Below are 16,315 nucleotides of genomic sequence, written 5' to 3'. Positions count from 1 at the left end.
ATTCTCCCAATTATTTAGGAGAATTCCTATTTTTTATAAGAGTCGGAGTAACTGGAGACTTTTTCAGTGGGCTCGGCAAGGAGGAAGGTCACTACTTTGAGGAAAAAGATGCCGTACTCAATGAAAATTGTTTCCCACATAATGATTGTCTCCATGTATTTTTAAACTGATTGTATCATAAATAGGCAATTCCTTTCAATTCCTACCTTGATTTGTCGGCATAATCATAAACTAATACTCTTCGAAAATCAAAATCAGTCGTTGTTGACTTGATTTGATGAACTTCAGTTCTATCTGCATCTGCGTCGCCTAGTCTGTTTTTGATTTTCATTGAGTATAAAACCTCATCTAGTCCAAGAAAAATTCTTCCATTTATGGTAAAATGTTTCTAACAAACTACAAAGGAAATGGTCATGTCAGATAAGTTTCAACTCTTGCTTCAACAAATCGGGATGCCTCTTGATGCCCAGCAATCAGGGGCTTTTTCGACTGCAACGATTGAGAAAGTGGTCTTGCACAAGGTCAGCAAACTCTGGGAATTTACCTTCCGTTTTGAAACCCCCTTGCCGCTCATGGACTATCAACTCTTCAAGGCTCGTTTGGCGACGGAGTTTGAAAAGGTGGGCAATAAGATTCAATTTTCTATTGTCAGTGATGCGGAAGCCTTTGAAGCTGGTTTGGTAGAAGCCTATTATCCAGAAGCCTTTACGGAAGATTTGTGCCAGAGTGCAGGCTTCAAGGCTCTTTTTCAGCCATTAGAGGTGACTTATAGAGATGGTGTTTTGTGGATAAAAGGTCCTGAAACCATTGACACAGATCATTTTCGGAAGAATCATCTGCCAAATCTTGTGGAGCAATACAAGCGATTTGGTTTTGGCAATCTTGCGGTGGACATCCAAGTCTGTCAGGAAATGACGCAGCAACAAGCGGAGATTTTCCATGCGCAAAATGAGGAAATTTACCAGCAGGCTAATGAAGAAAACTTGGCGGCCCTTGAACAACTGGCTCAAATGGCGCCACCACCAGAAGCAGCTCAGCCATTTGTCCCAGAATATAAGAAAAATCGTCCTACCAAGGTCAATATCGAAAAGGCTGAGATTACGCCTATGATTGAGGTGGATAGCGAGGAGAACCGGATTGTCTTTGAGGGACTGGTCTTTGAGGTTGAGCAGAAGACGACCAAGACGGGGCGGGTCATTATCAACTTTAAGATGACCGACTATACTTCGTCCTTCACCTTGCAGAAGTGGGCTAAGAATGAGGAAGAGGCTAAGAAGTTTGATATGGTCAAAAAGGGTAACTGGTTGCGGGTGCGAGGCAATGTGGAGACCAATAATTTCACTCGTGATTTGACCATGAACGTGCAGGAAGTCCAAGAGGTCAAGAAGGAAATCCGTAAGGACCTTATGCCTGAAGGGGAGAAACGGGTCGAGTTTCATGCTCATACCAACATGTCTACCATGGATGCCCTGCCTGCTGTTGAGGACTTGGTGGCACGTGCTGCGGCTTGGGGACACAAGGCGGTGGCCATTACTGACCATGGTAATGTCCAATCCTTCCCCCATGGCTATCATGCTGCCCGTAAAGCTGGAATCAAGCCCCTCTTCGGGATGGAGGCCAATATTGTCGAGGACTCTGTGCCCATTGCTTACAACGAAGCAGATGTAGTCCTGTCCGAAGCAACCTATGTGGTCTTTGACGTGGAAACAACCGGTCTCTCTGCAGTCAACAATGCCCTGATTCAGATTGCGGCGTCTAAGATGCACAAGGGCAATATTATTGCGGAATTTGATGAATTTATCGATCCAGGTCATCCTCTGAGTCAGTTTACGACCGAGTTGACGGGGATTACAGATGAGCATGTGCGTGGTTCCAAGCCCTTGGAACAAGTCCTGCGTGAATTTCAAGATTTCTGTCAGGATTCCGTCATGGTTGCCCACAATGCGACCTTTGACGTTGGCTTTATGAATGTCAACTATGAACGTGCCGGTCTGCCGACTATTAGTCAGCCAGTCATCGATACTCTGGAATTTGCACGCAACCTCTATCCTGATTACAAACGGCACGGTTTGGCGGCCTTGACCAAGCGATTTGGTGTTGCGCTGGAACACCACCACATGGCCAATTACGATGCGGAGGCGACAGGGCGCCTGCTCTTCATCTTCCTAAAAGATGCTCTGGAGAAGCACAATTTGACCAATCTCAACCAGCTAAATACGGAGCTGATTGCGGAGGATTCCTATAAGAAGGCTCGTGTCAAGCATGCCACGTTATATGTGATCAATCAGGTTGGTTTGAAAAATATGTTCAAACTGGTCTCTCTTTCTAATACCAAGTATTTTGAGGGAGTTCCACGTATTCCACGGACCGTTCTCAATGCCCATCGTGAAGGCTTAATATTGGGAACAGCCTGTCAAGAGGGCGAGGTCTTCGATGACTTGCTCTCCAAAGGGATAGATGAAGCGGTTAAAACGGCAGCCTATTATGATTTTATAGAAGTCATGCCACCTGCCCTCTATGCTCCCATGATTGCCAAGGAGCAGTTTAAGGACATGGCAGAGATTGAAGAAACCATCAAGCAGTTGATTGAGGTAGGACGTAGGGTAGGTCTGCCAGTTTTGGCGACAGGAAATGTTCACTATATTGACCCCGAAGAGGAAATCTATCGGGAAATCATTGTTCGTGCTCTAGGTCAAGGGGCACCGATTAACTGGACCATCGGAAATGGTGAGAATGCCCAACCAGCACCACTGCCTAAGGCTCACTTTAGAACGACCAGCGAGATGTTGGACGAGTTTGCCTTCTTGGGAGAAAGTCTGGCGCGAGAGATTGTCATTACCAATCCTAATGCCATGGTCGACCGTTTTGAAGATGTTCAGGTAGTCAAGACCGATCTCTATACACCTTATATTGAGAAGGCTGAGGAAACGGTTGCGGAATTGACCTATCAAAAAGCCTTTGAAATTTATGGCAATCCTCTGCCTGATATTATTGACCTGCGAATTGAGAAGGAATTGACGTCCATTCTGGGTAATGGCTTCGCCGTGATTTACCTGGCGTCGCAGATGTTGGTGCACCGTTCCAACGAGCGGGGCTACCTAGTTGGTTCACGGGGGTCTGTCGGCTCCAGTTTCGTGGCCACCATGATTGGGATTACAGAAGTAAACCCTATGCCTCCTCACTATGTCTGTCCAAATTGTCAACACAGTGAATTTATCACAGACGGTTCCTATGGTTCTGGTTTTGACCTGCCAGACAAGGATTGTGAAAAGTGTGGGACCAAATATAAAAAAGATGGCCAGGACATTCCTTTCGAGACCTTCCTTGGTTTCGATGGAGATAAGGTTCCCGATATTGATTTGAACTTCTCTGGGGATGACCAACCCTCTGCCCATTTGGATGTTCGGGATATTTTTGGTGAAGAAAATGCCTTCCGTGCAGGAACGGTTGGTACGGTGGCTGCGAAGACTGCCTATGGTTTTGTCCGAGGTTATGAGCGAGATTATGGCAAATTCTACCGTGATGTGGAAGTGGAACGCTTGGCGGCTGGAGCGGCCGGTGTCAAACGGACGACTGGTCAGCACCCGGGGGGAATTATCGTATTCCCTGACTACATGGATGTTTATGACTTTACGCCTGTCCAGTATCCTGCCGATGATGTGACGGCCAACTGGCAGACCACCCACTTTAACTTCCACGATATTGATGAAAATGTCCTGAAACTCGATGTTCTGGGACACGATGATCCGACCATGGTTCGCAAGTTGCAGGACTTGTCAGGCATTGATCCGCAGACCATTCCTGCTGATGACAAGGGAGTGATGGCCCTCTTTTCTGGTACGGAAATTCTGGGAGTTACCCCAGAGCAGATTGGGACGCCGACAGGTATGTTGGGTATTCCGGAATTCGGAACCAACTTTGTACGGGGGATGGTGGAGGAGACCAAGCCGACCACTTTTTCGGAACTCTTGCAGTTATCTGGTCTATCGCACGGTACAGACGTTTGGTTGGGCAATGCCCAGGACTTGATTAAGGCAGGAATTGCTAATCTATCTACTGTTATCGGTTGTCGGGATGACATCATGGTTTATCTCATGCACGCAGGTTTGCCACCTAAGATGGCCTTTAACATCATGGAACGGGTGCGGAAGGGCATGTGGCTCAAGATTTCCGAGGAGGAGCGAAATGGCTATATCCAAGCCATGAAGGATAACAAGGTGCCAGACTGGTACATAGAATCCTGTGGAAAAATCAAGTACATGTTCCCTAAAGCCCACGCGGCTGCCTACGTTATGATGGCCTTGCGGGTTGCCTATTTCAAGGTTCACTATCCAATTTACTATTATTGTGCTTATTTCTCTATTCGGGCCAAGGCCTTTGATTTGGCGACCATGTCAGGTGGTTTAGATAAAGTCAAGGCCAAGATGGAAGAAATTGCTCTCAAGAAGAAGAACAATGAAGCCTCAAACGTCGAACAGGACCTCTACACCACGCTTGAATTGGTCAACGAGATGCTGGAACGTGGCTTCAAGTTCGGTAAATTGGACCTTTACAAGTCCCATGCGACTGACTTCTTGATTGAAGAAGACACCCTCATCCCCCCATTCGTCGCTATGGATGGTCTGGGAGAAAACGTAGCCAAGCAGCTTGTGGCGGCGCGTGCCGAGGGAGAATTCCTCTCTAAGACAGAACTCCGTAAACGTGGTGGATTGTCTAGCACTCTTGTTGAAAAAATGGATGAAATGGGTATTCTAGGCAAAATGCCAGAGGATAATCAGCTCAGTCTCTTTGATGATTTGTTTTAAACTTGTTCACTGTTTCTTTTGAAGCAGTGAATTTTTTTTATAAAAAAGAAATCAAAACTCTTGACTAATGTTTTTGATAGGTATATAATCTCTACATAGTGATAAAAACTACTATGTAGTAACAATAAGAAAAGAGGAAATCCTATGTCAAACTTTGCAAAACTTCAAGAAACTCGTCGTTCTATCTATGCACTTGGTAAAGAATTGCCAGTATCAAACGAAGAAGTAGTAGCGCTTGTAGAAAAAGCCATGAAAGAATCTCCATCAGCTTTCAACTCACAATCAAGCCGTGCCGTTGTGCTTTTCGGTGCTGAATCAGACGCTTTCTGGAACGAAATTGCCTACAGCGAATTGGAAAAAGTAACACCTGCAGAAGCATTTGAAGCAACAAAAGGTCGTTTGTCAGGCTTTGCGGCTGGTGCTGGTACTATCTTGTTCTTCGAAGACCAAGATGTGGTGAAAGGCTTACAAGAAAACTTCCCACTTTACGCTGAAAACTTCCCAATCTGGTCTGAGCAAGCTCACGGTATCAACTTGTACGCAGTATGGTTGGCTTTCGCTGAGAAAAATATCGGCATGAACGTACAACACTACAACCCATTGGTTGATGCACAAGTTGCTGAAAAATACGGTATCCCAGCTAACTGGAAACTCCGTGCACAAGCACCATTCGGTAGCATTGCAGCTCCAGCAGCAGATAAAGAATACATGGCGGATAGTGACCGTGTAAAAGTTTTTGGTAACTAATAAAGTTTACAGTTTGCTTTATTACGTCGGCGGTTGAGGGCTGGGCAAAAAGCCCGGCGCCACTTCTCAGAGTTCGTACCAACATCTCAGCGCAGTGGTTGATTGGCAGATTTGTTCGTGTCTTACACTCCAAATCTGACCTAATCAACTGTGCGGGGGTGAGAAGACGAACTCTTTTTTAGACCAGTCGAGTTCTTTCTCACTCCCTATTTCCAGCTTCAAACACTCCACTGGATTGTTTGAACTCGCTTCGGCGTACGTTACGAGCGTTACTTACTATCGTAAGTAAGATTTCCAACCTTCAACAGTCACTACTCTGACTGTTGAAGTAGCCTACAGCTGTTGACACGAACTTCGTTCGCTTTATCTCCAACCTCTAACTGTCTCCCAGACAGTTAGAGCTAGTAATAAAAGCAAACTGAAAACTTTACCCTGCGAAAATTGGAAATATCCGTTGTCAGCTTACCTTGGTGAGTGTAAAGCTCCACTGGAGCTTTACACTCTGCTCCCTTAAAACAAGAGAGGAGCGGGGTTATACCTTCGGCTTTTTGACACGAACTCCGTTCGCTTTATCTCCCAGCTCTAACTATCTCCCAGAGCTAACCTTTCCAACTTCCTGTATCAGCAGGAAGTTTTTTTGTCAGCCCAGCTTCAAAATATGATACAATAATCTAGTATTACATTTCAAAGGAGAAGAATATGGTATTACCAAATTTTAAAGAAAATCTTGCTAAATATGCCAAACTCTTGGTATCAACAGGTATCAATGTGCAGCCAGGTCACACGGTTCAATTGACTATCGGTGTGGAACAGGCTGAATTGGCTCGTTTGATTGTCAAAGAAGCATACGCTTACGGTGCTAAGGAAGTCTTGGTTAACTGGTTGGACGACGTGATTGCGCGTGAGCGTCTGGTCAATGTAGATGTGGAACTCTTGGAACAAGTTCATCCACAACGTGTTACTGAAATGAACTACCTCTTGGAGCGCAAGGCTAGCCGTTTAGTTGTCTTGTCAGAAGATCCAGGAGCTTACGACGGTGTGGATCCAGAGAAATTGTCTCGCAACGCTCGTGCACTTAGCCAAGCTTTGCAGCCAATGCGTCAAGCAACGCAAGCCAATAAAATCAGCTGGACACTTGGTGCAGCCTCTGGTTTGGAATGGGCTAAAAAAGTCTTCCCAAATGCAGCGTCTGACGAAGAGGCAGTGGACCTCCTTTGGGACCAAATCTTCAAGACTTGCCGTATCTACGAAGAAGATCCAATCAAGGCTTGGGAAGAGCATGAGGCACGCTTGGTGGCTAAGGCTAAGGTTCTGAACGACGAGCAGTTTGTCAAATTGCACTACACAGCACCAGGAACTGACCTTGTTCTCGGTATGCCGAAGAATCACTTGTGGGAAGCGGCTGGTTCGGTCAATGCCCAAGGTGAACACTTTATTGCCAACATGCCAACAGAAGAGGTCTTCACAGCGCCTGACTATCGTGTGGCAGACGGCTATGTAACGTCAACAAAACCACTCAGCTACAATGGTAACATTATCGAAGGCATTAAAGTAACCTTCAAAGATGGTGAAATCGTGGATGTGACTGCTGAAAAAGGTGACGAAGTCATGAAGAAATTGGTCTTTGACAATGCTGGTGCACGCGGTCTCGGTGAAGTTGCCCTTGTGCCAGACAAGAGCCCGATTTCTCAATCAGGTGTGACCTTCTTCAACACTCTCTTTGATGAAAATGCCTCAAACCACTTGGCGATTGGTCAAGCCTATGCCTTCTCTATCGAAGGTGGTACAGAAATGAGCCAAGAAGAGCTTAAAGAAGCTGGTCTCAACCGCTCAGATGTTCACGTGGACTTCATGATTGGTTCTAACAAGATGAACATTGACGGTATCCGTGAAGATGGTACTCGTGTACCAATCTTCCGTGACGGTGAGTGGGCTATCTAATGATATTTGAATGAAATTGGGCAAAAAGCCCAGTGTCATTTCTCAGAGTTCGTGTCAACATCTCAGCGCAGTGGTTGATTGGGTTTAACAGTCCAGTGGACTGTTAAAGGTTGGAGATAAGATTTGCGAAGCAAATCTCAGCAATTCGTGTTTTGCACTCCAAATCTGACCATTACGACTGTTGCGAACAAAGTTCGCTTCATCTCCAACCTCCAAAGGTTCCCCGAACCTTTGGAGCTATGCGGGGGTGGGAGTGAAACAGTCTGGGAATAGACTGTTTCAGCTCAACAACTAGAAATAAAGACTTGTTGACGAACTCTTTTTGACCTAGTCGAGTTCTTTCCCACTCCCATTTTGTAAGAATAGGAGGAAAACAAGATGTTACCAAGTATTATCGCAGGTGCCATTATTGGCTTAATTGCAGGTGCTTTGACTTCGTCAGATGACCGTCGTGGTTGTCTGGGAAATATTATCCTTGGTCTCGCTGGTTCATGGATTGGGCAGTTGCTCTTTGGTGATTGGGGACCACAGTTTGCTGGTATGGCCCTGGTACCGTCAGTCTTTGGAGCAGTATTACTAGTGGCAATTTTTAGCAGTTCTAGACGGAATTAAAATGAACTGTAAAACCAAACTTCTGATGAGGTTTGGTTTTATTATGTGAATTTGCGTGAATTGCCGTATTGTTCGGATTTTTCAGAAAATTTCAACATTTGTATTGACAAGTGAAAAAAAGTGGGTTATCATAGAAAACAAGTAAAACACAGAGAGGAAAAAGTCAAATGAAACCTGTCACTACAAACTTTACTTTGTTGTTGCGACGGTTGGGCTAGTGCACTAGGTAGCATTAGTCCTGTTTGGCTTACCAAGCGGGCGCTGTTGACAACATCTCGCGGGTAATAATCCTCGAGGTGTTTTCTTTTTACCACAGTCCATCCCCTTTTCTTTTATTACTGCGACGAATGAGGAAACTTCGTTTCCTTATTTCCAACTTCAAATAATTTCATCATTATTTGAACTCGCTTTGCCGTACTCCACGGATGTGACTTGCTTTGCAAGTCTAATCTCCCACCTTGCACAGTCCACTGGACTATGCAAGCTGTCTTCGGCTTTTGATGCGAACTAAGTTCGCTCTATTTCCAACCTTCAACAGTCACTACTCTGACTGTAGCTTTTGATGCGAACTAAGTTCGCTTTATTTCCCACCTCCAACAGTCACTACTCTGACTGTTGGAGCTAGTACTAAAAGTAAGTTGAATGGACTGTCAAGAACTTTAGACTAATGAATTAGCTACCTAGTTATTTTATATTTTAAAGTTAGGCTTGTTTAGAAAGGTATTCTTATGCGTGTGATTGAATTTTTAGATACGACTTTACGGGACGGTGAACAGACGCCGGGTGTGAATTTTTCTATCAAGGAAAAAGTGACCATCGCCAAGCAGTTGGAGAAATGGGGGATTTCTGCCATTGAAGCGGGTTTCCCAGCGGCCAGTCCTGATTCTTTTGAAGCGGTTCGTCAGATTGCGGCGGCTATGACCAAGACGGCTGTAACAGGTTTGGCTCGGTCAGTCAAGTCAGACATTGACGCTTGTTACGAGGCTCTGAAAGATGCCAAGTATCCGCAGATCCATGTTTTCATTGCGACCAGTCCCATTCACCGTGAATTTAAACTTCAAAAGTCCAAAGAAGAAATTTTGGCGCAAATCACGGAACATGTCAGCTATGCGCGTGAGCGTTTTGAGGTGGTGGAGTTCTCGCCAGAGGATGCGACGCGGACTGAGTTAGATTATTTGCTTCAAGTGGTGCAGACAGCGGTAGATGCAGGTGCGACCTATATCAACATTCCAGATACAGTCGGCTTTACGACTCCTCAGCATTACGGAGAAATTTTCCGTTACTTGACAAGCAACGTCAAATCGGACCGTGAGATTATTTTCAGTCCTCATTGCCACAATGACCTCGGTATGGCTGTTGCCAATACCCTTTCAGCTATAAAAAACGGTGCCGGTCGTGTTGAAGGAACTATCAATGGTATCGGTGAGCGGGCAGGAAATGCGGCCCTTGAAGAAGTAGCTGTTGCCCTTGAAATTCGGAAAGATTTTTACGATGTGACCAGTCCGATTGTTCTTAAGGAAACGCTCAATACTTCGGAATTGGTCTCTCGATTTTCTGGGATTGCCATTCCACGCAATAAGGCGGTGGTCGGTGGCAATGCCTTCTCTCACGAGTCAGGTATCCACCAAGATGGTGTCTTGAAAAATCCATTGACTTATGAAATCATTACACCTGAGTTGGTAGGGGTCAAGAAAAATTCTCTGCCACTGGGTAAACTATCTGGTCGCCATGCCTTTGTGGAAAAGCTGAAAGAATTAGACTTGTATTTTGAAGAAAGTGATGTTGCTAGTTTGTTTGCTCGCTTTAAAAATCTGGCGGATAAGAAAGAAAAAATTACGGACGCAGATATTCGTGCCTTGGTAGCTGGGACAGAAATCAGCAATCGTGATGGTTTCCAATTTAAAGATTTGCGTTTGGATAGTCAGTCTGACGGAAGCATTCAGGCTCAGGTCATCTTTATCAATCAGGATGGGGAAGAAGTGGTTGTTGTGGAGTCAGGCAAAGGTTCGGTTGAGGCTGTCTTTAATGCCATTGACCAATTCTTCCACCAAGAGATCAGTTTGGAACGTTATCATATCGATGCCATTACCGATGGAATCGATGCCCAGGCGCGTGTGCTTGTCGCCGTAGAAAACAAGGCAACGGAAACAGTCTTTAACGCCTCTGGTATTGACTTTGACGTATTGAAAGCTTCTGCAATTGCCTATATTCATGCCAATGTCATGGTACAGAAAGAAAATAGCGGACAGATTGCTAAGAAACTATCTGAGAAAGAGTTGCCAACTAGCTAGGAGGAAATATGACGAAAAAAATTGTAGCCTTGGCTGGTGATGGAATCGGTCCTGAAATCATGGAGGCTGGCCTAGCAGTCCTCGAGGCTGTTGCTGGGCAAGTAGGATTTGATTATGAGATTGAGGAGAGAGCTTTTGGTGGCGCTGGTATTGATGCGGCTGGCCATCCTCTACCAGATGCTACCTTACAAGCTTGCCGTCAGGCGGATGCGATTTTGTTAGCAGCTATCGGTAGCCCTCAATATGATGCTGCAGCTGTTCGACCAGAACAAGGTTTGCTTCAACTTCGGAAGGAATTGGGTCTCTTTGCCAATATCCGTCCGGTCAAAATTTTTGATAGCCTGAAAGACTGTTCTCCTCTGAAAGCCGACCGGCTGGACGGTGTGGATTTGGTCATGGTACGAGAGTTGACAGGTGGGATTTATTTTGGAGAGCATATTCTGGAGACAGACCAAGCCAGCGATAGCAATACCTATCAGGCAGAAGAGATTGAGCGGGTTGTCCGCTCTGCCTTTGACCTAGCCCGAAAAAGACGGAAAAAAGTCACCAGCATTGATAAGCAAAATGTACTGGCGACGTCAAAATTGTGGCGGAAGGTAGCGGATGAGGTGGCTAAGGACTACCCAGATGTGACCTTGGAGCACCAGTTGGTGGATAGTGCAGCCATGCTTTTGATTACCAATCCTAGTCGATTTGACGTCTTGGTGACGGAAAATCTTTTCGGAGATATTTTGTCGGATGAGGCCAGCGTATTAACAGGAACGCTAGGGGTTCTGCCTTCTGCTAGTCATGCGGTGGCAGGTCCCAGTCTCTACGAACCTATCCATGGTTCGGCACCCGATATTGCAGGTCAGGGCATTGCCAATCCTGTCAGTATGATTCTATCTGTTGCCATGATGCTGGAAGAAAGTTTTGATTTGATCCAAGCAGGTCAGACCATTCGCCAGGCAGTTGAAACGGTCTTTGCACAGGGGATTTTCACCAAAGATCTAGGTGGTAGCGCCTCTACCAAAGAAATGACAGCGGCTATTATTGAACAACTTGAAAGGAGGTCACCATGAGTGGCAAATCCATTTTCGATAAGCTCTGGGATCGCCATGTGATTACAGGGCAGGAAGGTCAGCCCCAGCTCCTCTATGTTGATCAACATTATGTCCACGAGGTGACCAGTCCCCAGGCCTTTCAAGGATTGAGGGATACTGGGCGACCTGTTCGGCGCCCAGACTTGACCTTTGCGACTTTTGACCACAACGTACCAACCGTTGATATTCACAATATCCGTGATGTCATTTCCAAGGCTCAGATGGATGCCTTGGCGAAGAATATAGAAGATTTCGGCATTCCCCATGCAGCCCATGGTTCGGAACATCAGGGGATTGTCCACATGGTTGGACCAGAAACAGGTCGGACTCAGCCAGGTAAGTTCATCGTTTGTGGGGATAGCCATACGGCGACACACGGAGCCTTTGGAGCCATTGCCTTTGGGATTGGTACTTCTGAAGTGGAGCACGTTTTGGCTACCCAGACCATTTGGCAGGTCAAGCCCAAGCGACTTCTAGTGGAATTTGTCGGTCAGACCCAAGCAGGTGTCTATGCCAAGGACTTTATCCTGGCTCTGATTGCCCGCTACGGTGTGGATTGTGGTTTGGGTCACGTGGTGGAGTTTGCTGGTCCAGTCATCGACCGACTCAGCATGGAAGAGCGGATGACCATTTGCAATATGTCCATTGAGTTCGGCTCTAAGATGGGCATTATGGCTCCAGACCAGACTACCTTTGACTACCTGCGAGGTCGTGAGTGTGCACCAGCGGACTTTGAGGCGGCGGTGGCAGACTGGAAGGAGCTCTACTCAGATGCCGACACCGTCTATGACAAGCACCTGGTCCTTGATGTGTCGGACTTGGCACCGATGGTCACTTGGGGAACGACGCCTGCTATGGGGGTTAGCTTTGATGAAACCTTCCCAGCTATCCGTGATCACAACGACGAGCGGGCCTACGCTTATATGGACTTAGCTCCTGGGCAAAAGGCTGCGGACATTCCCGTTGGTTATGTCTTCCTAGGCTCTTGTACCAATGCTCGCCTCAGCGATTTGCAGCTGGCAGCTAGGATTGTTAAGGGGCGGAAAATAGCAGAGCAGGTTACGGCTATTGTCGTACCAGGTAGTCGCCCTGTCAAGCGAGCTGCAGAAAAGCTTGGGCTAGACAAAATTTTCATGGAGGCAGGCTTTGAATGGCGAGATCCAGGTTGCTCCATGTGTCTGGGTATGAATCCAGACAAGGTACCTGCAGGTGTCCACTGCGCCTCTACAAGTAATCGAAACTTTGAAGACCGACAGGGCTTTGGGGCCAAGACCCACTTGTGTAGTCCTGCTATGGCTGCCGCAGCGGCACTTTATGGACGATTTGTCGACACTAGACAGCTAGACATTCTCAAGGAGGGAGTTTAATGCACCAATTTACCACATGGACAGGAACAACCGTTCCGCTCATGAATGATAATATTGATACCGACCAGCTCCTGCCCAAGCAGTTTCTCAAGCTGATTGACAAAAAGGGCTTTGGCAAGTATCTGCTCTATGCTTGGCGGTACTTGGATGATGACTACACGGATAATCCTGATTTCATTCTCAATCAGCCTGAGTATCAAGGAGCTAGTATCCTCATATCTGGGGATAACTTCGGAGCAGGTTCTTCTAGGGAACATGCTGCTTGGGCTCTGGCAGATTATGGCTTCAAGGTCATCATTGCAGGCTCCTTCGGGGATATTCACTACAACAATGACTTGAACAATGGGATTCTGCCCATTATCCAGCCCAAAGAAGTCAGGGACCAATTGGCTCAGCTGGCTCCTGACCAAGAAATCACGGTTGACTTGGCAGACCAGTTGATACGGACGCCGTTTGGGGAATTCCCATTTGATATCGAACAGGACTGGAAACACAAGTTGCTCAATGGCTTGGATGATATTGGTATTACATTGCAGTATCAGGATTTGATTGCTGAGTATGAACGAAATAGACCAAGCTACTGGCAAAACTAAAACTATTAGAAAACAAGCAGGTCGCTCTGCTATGAAACAAAAGAAAAGAGGAAATGATTATGACGAAACAAATTCACTGGGATGGCGCACTTTCACAAGAAGGTCTTGACATTATCAAGGGTGAGGGAGGCGTGATTGTCTGTCCGACTAAGGTTGGTTACATCATCATGACATCTGACAAGGCTGGCTTGGAGCGTAAATTTGATGCCAAAGAGCGTAAGCGTAATAAGCCGGGCGTGGTCCTTTGTGGTAGCATGGAGGAGCTTCGTGAGTTGGCTCAGTTGACTCCTGAGATTGATGCCTTCTACCAAAAACATTGGGATGAGGACATTTTGTTGGGTTGTATCCTGCCTTGGAAACCAGAGGCTTATGCCAAGTTGCAGGCTTATGGCGATGGTCGTGAAGAGTTGATGACCGACGTTCGTGGGACTTCATGCTTTGTTATCAAGTTTGGTGTGGCTGGCGAGCAGATTGCCAAGGAAATGTGGGAAAAAGAAGGCCGTATGGTCTACGCTTCATCTGCTAACCCATCAGGTAAGGGAAATCGTGGTAAGGTAGAAGGTATTGGTGAGCGTATCGCATCTAAGGTAGACTTGATTATCGAGGCGGACGACTATGTGGCATCTATCCAGCCAGACAAGACCATCGAAACCCGCTATGAGCAAGGGGTTATGGTGTCTATGGTAGACAAAGATGGTAAACTCATCCCAGAACAAGGTGCAGATAGCCGTTCTATCAGCCCATGCCCAGTTGTCATTCGTAAGGGTCTGGACATCGACAAAATCATGATGCACTTGTCAGACCACTTCAACTCTTGGGATTATAGACAAGGGGAATACTATTAAGATAATGTAGAACGATCCGAAAGGGTCGTTTTTGCTCCAGTCTATCAGAATGGCTTTACAATTTTTGCAAAATGTGCTACAATGTAACACATAGAAGCGAGGTAAGATGATGAGTACAGTAACTATCCGATTAAACAAAGAGGAAGAAGTATTTTTCAAGAGCTATGCTCAATTGACTGGTCAAAGTCTTTCAAGTTTATTTAAGAAGGCACTTGAGCGTGATATTGAGGATGAGTATGATTTGAGCATTTACCATCAAGCCTACGAGGAGTACCAGAAAGATCCTGAAACCATCAGTCATGCGGATTTCAAGAAGGAACTTGGTCTGTAATATGTTCCATGTAGAGTATTCTAAGAAGGCACAGAAACAAATCAGAAAATTGGATAAGCCAATCCAAAGATTATTATTTGCATGGGTGGATAAACACTTAGATGGTACAGTTAATCCGAGGTTGCATGGCAAGGGATTGACAGGAGATCATGCCAATGAGTGGCGTTATCGTATCGGTGATTATCGGCTGATTTGCGATATACAAGATGATAGAATGGTTATTCTGGCACTTGAATTTGGTCATCGTAGAGATATTTACTAATAGCTGTTAATATGAAGTAGAACGATCCGGAAGGGTCGTTTTTTCGTACATAAAAAACTGGGAGTGAGAAAGAACTCGACTGGTCTAAAAAAGAGTTCGTCAACAATTTCTCGTTTCAAGTTGTTGACCTGAAACAGTCTATCCCCAGACTGTTTCACTCCCACCCCCGCACAGCTCAAACTGTCTGGGAGACAGTTTGAGGTTGGAGATGTAGCGAACTTTGTTCGCATCAGTCGTAGAGGTCAGATTTGGAGTGTGAAACGCGAACAAATCTGCCAATCAACCACTGCGCTGAGATGTTGACACGAACTATGAGAAGCGAGTCTGGACTTTTTGCCCAGCCTCAGTTTGGTGTTGTTTGATAAGAAATTGGAGGTTGTCGATTAGTCTTTTCTCGTCCGTCAGTTCCAAGATTTGTAGTCCTTTGTCAATCAGTTCCTGCTTGTTTTGGGCTATGCCTAGGTAGACATAGGCACGGGCTAGTTGGTCATAGCGTTTTTCTTGTTTGGCTAGTTCCATGAGTTTGGTGGCAAAAAAAGTAGACTTGCTGTACTGTTTTTGTTCCAAGAAAAAATAAGAAAGAGATTGATAGTGTGAGAGTATGGTCGGCTGGATTCGCTTGTAATCCTTGTATTTTTCCAATCGTTTTAGAAGAAGATTGGCAGTTTCTTCAAGGTTATCAAGTGAAGAAATCTTAGACAGAAGAGTGCCGACCAAGATAATATCGTTATGGTACCAGTTATCATATCGTTCTAGCTCTGACCACAGAAGTTTTGAAAGGGTTTCAGCTTCTTCGGAAAGCTGATTGAAAGAAGTGCTTTTTCGAATGGCTACTACGGTTTCTAAAAGTTGACATTTTCGACGGATAGGACCATCATTGGGGTCTTTTTTTAAATGGTCATTGCAACGCTTTATCAAATCCTCCATTATCTTAGTGGTCGGATTTCTGAGATTATCTATATCATAGAGCAATTGTTGGCGTTGGCTGGGCTGATAGTAGTTGCAGAGGTATTCAAATTCCTCGAAGGTCATATCCACCTGTTTGAGTAAGAAACGCATGAGCTCATAGCTAGGAATAGTCTGATTTTTCTCGAAGCGAACCAAAGTAGTCCGATTGAGATAATCCCCACAAATCTGTTCCTGACTCAAATGTTTGCTTTTTCGAATTTCTCTGTAAACACTTCCGTAATCCCACCGCATAATCTACTCCTTTCAAAAAACTGTGAAAATATGTAACAAAATAAAGAATATTTGTAAAAATAGTATATCATAATAATGTGGAAACATTATGTTTTGTATATAGAAAATAGGCTGATAAAAGGAGTAACCTGATGAAGCAGCTGGATAAAAATACTTTATTTTTAAGGAGCCCACTGAAAAAGTCTCCAGTTACTCCGACTCTTATAAAAAATAGGAATTCTCCTAAATGATTGGGAGAA

Annotated in this window: 13 protein-coding genes; 11 read left to right on the top strand and 2 right to left on the bottom strand. The window is 45.4% G+C overall.

What is annotated here, in order from left to right; translation table 11 throughout:
- Positions 1 to 202 precede the first annotated feature (202 nt).
- Positions 203 to 331 carry a hypothetical protein gene (locus SST62_RS1000000112995; protein WP_032499340.1) on the bottom strand — a complete coding sequence of 43 codons (129 nt, stop codon included), beginning with the start codon at positions 329 to 331 and terminating at the stop codon, positions 203 to 205.
- A gap of 82 nt (positions 332 to 413) precedes the next feature.
- Here SST62_RS1000000112995 and SST62_RS0104745 point away from each other — a divergent pair, with 82 nt between their 5' ends.
- The 11 genes from SST62_RS0104745 to SST62_RS0104695 all read left to right on the top strand — a co-directional run bounded on the left by SST62_RS0104745 (position 414) and on the right by SST62_RS0104695 (position 14,876).
- Complete coding sequence (locus SST62_RS0104745) at positions 414 to 4,805, top strand: PolC-type DNA polymerase III (protein ID WP_029186493.1); 4,392 nt, start codon at positions 414 to 416, stop codon at positions 4,803 to 4,805.
- 144 nt (positions 4,806 to 4,949) lie between these two features.
- The gene (locus tag SST62_RS0104740) at positions 4,950 to 5,552 is read left to right on the top strand and encodes a nitroreductase family protein (protein WP_029186492.1); all 603 of its coding nucleotides are present in this window, start codon (positions 4,950 to 4,952) and stop codon (positions 5,550 to 5,552) included.
- A gap of 699 nt (positions 5,553 to 6,251) precedes the next feature.
- Positions 6,252 to 7,493 carry an aminopeptidase gene (locus SST62_RS0104735; protein WP_029186491.1) on the top strand — a complete coding sequence of 414 codons (1,242 nt, stop codon included), beginning with the start codon at positions 6,252 to 6,254 and terminating at the stop codon, positions 7,491 to 7,493.
- Positions 7,494 to 7,871: 378 nt separating this feature from the next.
- Positions 7,872 to 8,105, top strand: coding sequence for a GlsB/YeaQ/YmgE family stress response membrane protein (locus tag SST62_RS0104730; RefSeq protein WP_029186490.1), 234 nt, complete (start codon positions 7,872 to 7,874; stop codon positions 8,103 to 8,105).
- Positions 8,106 to 8,833: 728 nt separating this feature from the next.
- Positions 8,834 to 10,396: a 2-isopropylmalate synthase gene (locus SST62_RS0104725; protein ID WP_029186489.1), complete on the top strand. Its 1,563-nt coding sequence runs from the start codon at positions 8,834 to 8,836 to the stop codon at positions 10,394 to 10,396.
- Between the two features lie 8 nt (positions 10,397 to 10,404).
- Positions 10,405 to 11,457: a 3-isopropylmalate dehydrogenase gene (gene leuB / locus SST62_RS0104720; protein ID WP_029186488.1), complete on the top strand. Its 1,053-nt coding sequence runs from the start codon at positions 10,405 to 10,407 to the stop codon at positions 11,455 to 11,457.
- Entirely contained in the window at positions 11,454 to 12,845 is a 1,392-nt protein-coding gene (gene leuC, locus SST62_RS0104715) for a 3-isopropylmalate dehydratase large subunit (RefSeq protein ID WP_029186487.1), read from the top strand. The genes leuB and leuC overlap by 4 nt, the downstream gene beginning before the upstream one ends.
- Entirely contained in the window at positions 12,845 to 13,438 is a 594-nt protein-coding gene (gene leuD, locus SST62_RS0104710; protein ID WP_029186486.1) for a 3-isopropylmalate dehydratase small subunit, read from the top strand. Before leuC ends, leuD begins: the two co-directional genes overlap by 1 nt.
- Positions 13,439 to 13,497: 59 nt before the next feature.
- Positions 13,498 to 14,283, top strand: a complete 786-nt coding sequence (locus SST62_RS0104705) for an L-threonylcarbamoyladenylate synthase (protein ID WP_024391429.1) — start codon at positions 13,498 to 13,500, stop codon at positions 14,281 to 14,283.
- Between the two features lie 109 nt (positions 14,284 to 14,392).
- The gene (gene relB, locus SST62_RS0104700; protein ID WP_024391430.1) at positions 14,393 to 14,614 is read left to right on the top strand and encodes a type II toxin-antitoxin system RelB family antitoxin; all 222 of its coding nucleotides are present in this window, start codon (positions 14,393 to 14,395) and stop codon (positions 14,612 to 14,614) included.
- Between the two features lies 1 nt (position 14,615).
- Positions 14,616 to 14,876, top strand: a complete 261-nt coding sequence (locus tag SST62_RS0104695; RefSeq protein WP_029179226.1) for a type II toxin-antitoxin system RelE family toxin — start codon at positions 14,616 to 14,618, stop codon at positions 14,874 to 14,876.
- A 309-nt stretch (positions 14,877 to 15,185) separates the two neighbouring features.
- On the opposite strand, the gene SST62_RS0104690 is transcribed toward SST62_RS0104695, so the two are convergent.
- On the bottom strand, positions 15,186 to 16,076 hold the full coding sequence (locus tag SST62_RS0104690; RefSeq protein ID WP_029186485.1) for a helix-turn-helix domain-containing protein: 891 nt from the start codon (positions 16,074 to 16,076) through the stop codon (positions 15,186 to 15,188).
- Positions 16,077 to 16,315: the final 239 nt, after the last annotated feature.

It is taken from the genome of Streptococcus suis YS56 (genome assembly GCF_000440115.1).
GTDB classification, from domain to species: Bacteria; Bacillota; Bacilli; order Lactobacillales; family Streptococcaceae; genus Streptococcus; species Streptococcus suis_L.
Note: the sequence above shows the minus strand (reverse complement) of the source record. Positions and strands in the feature narration are given on the sequence as shown.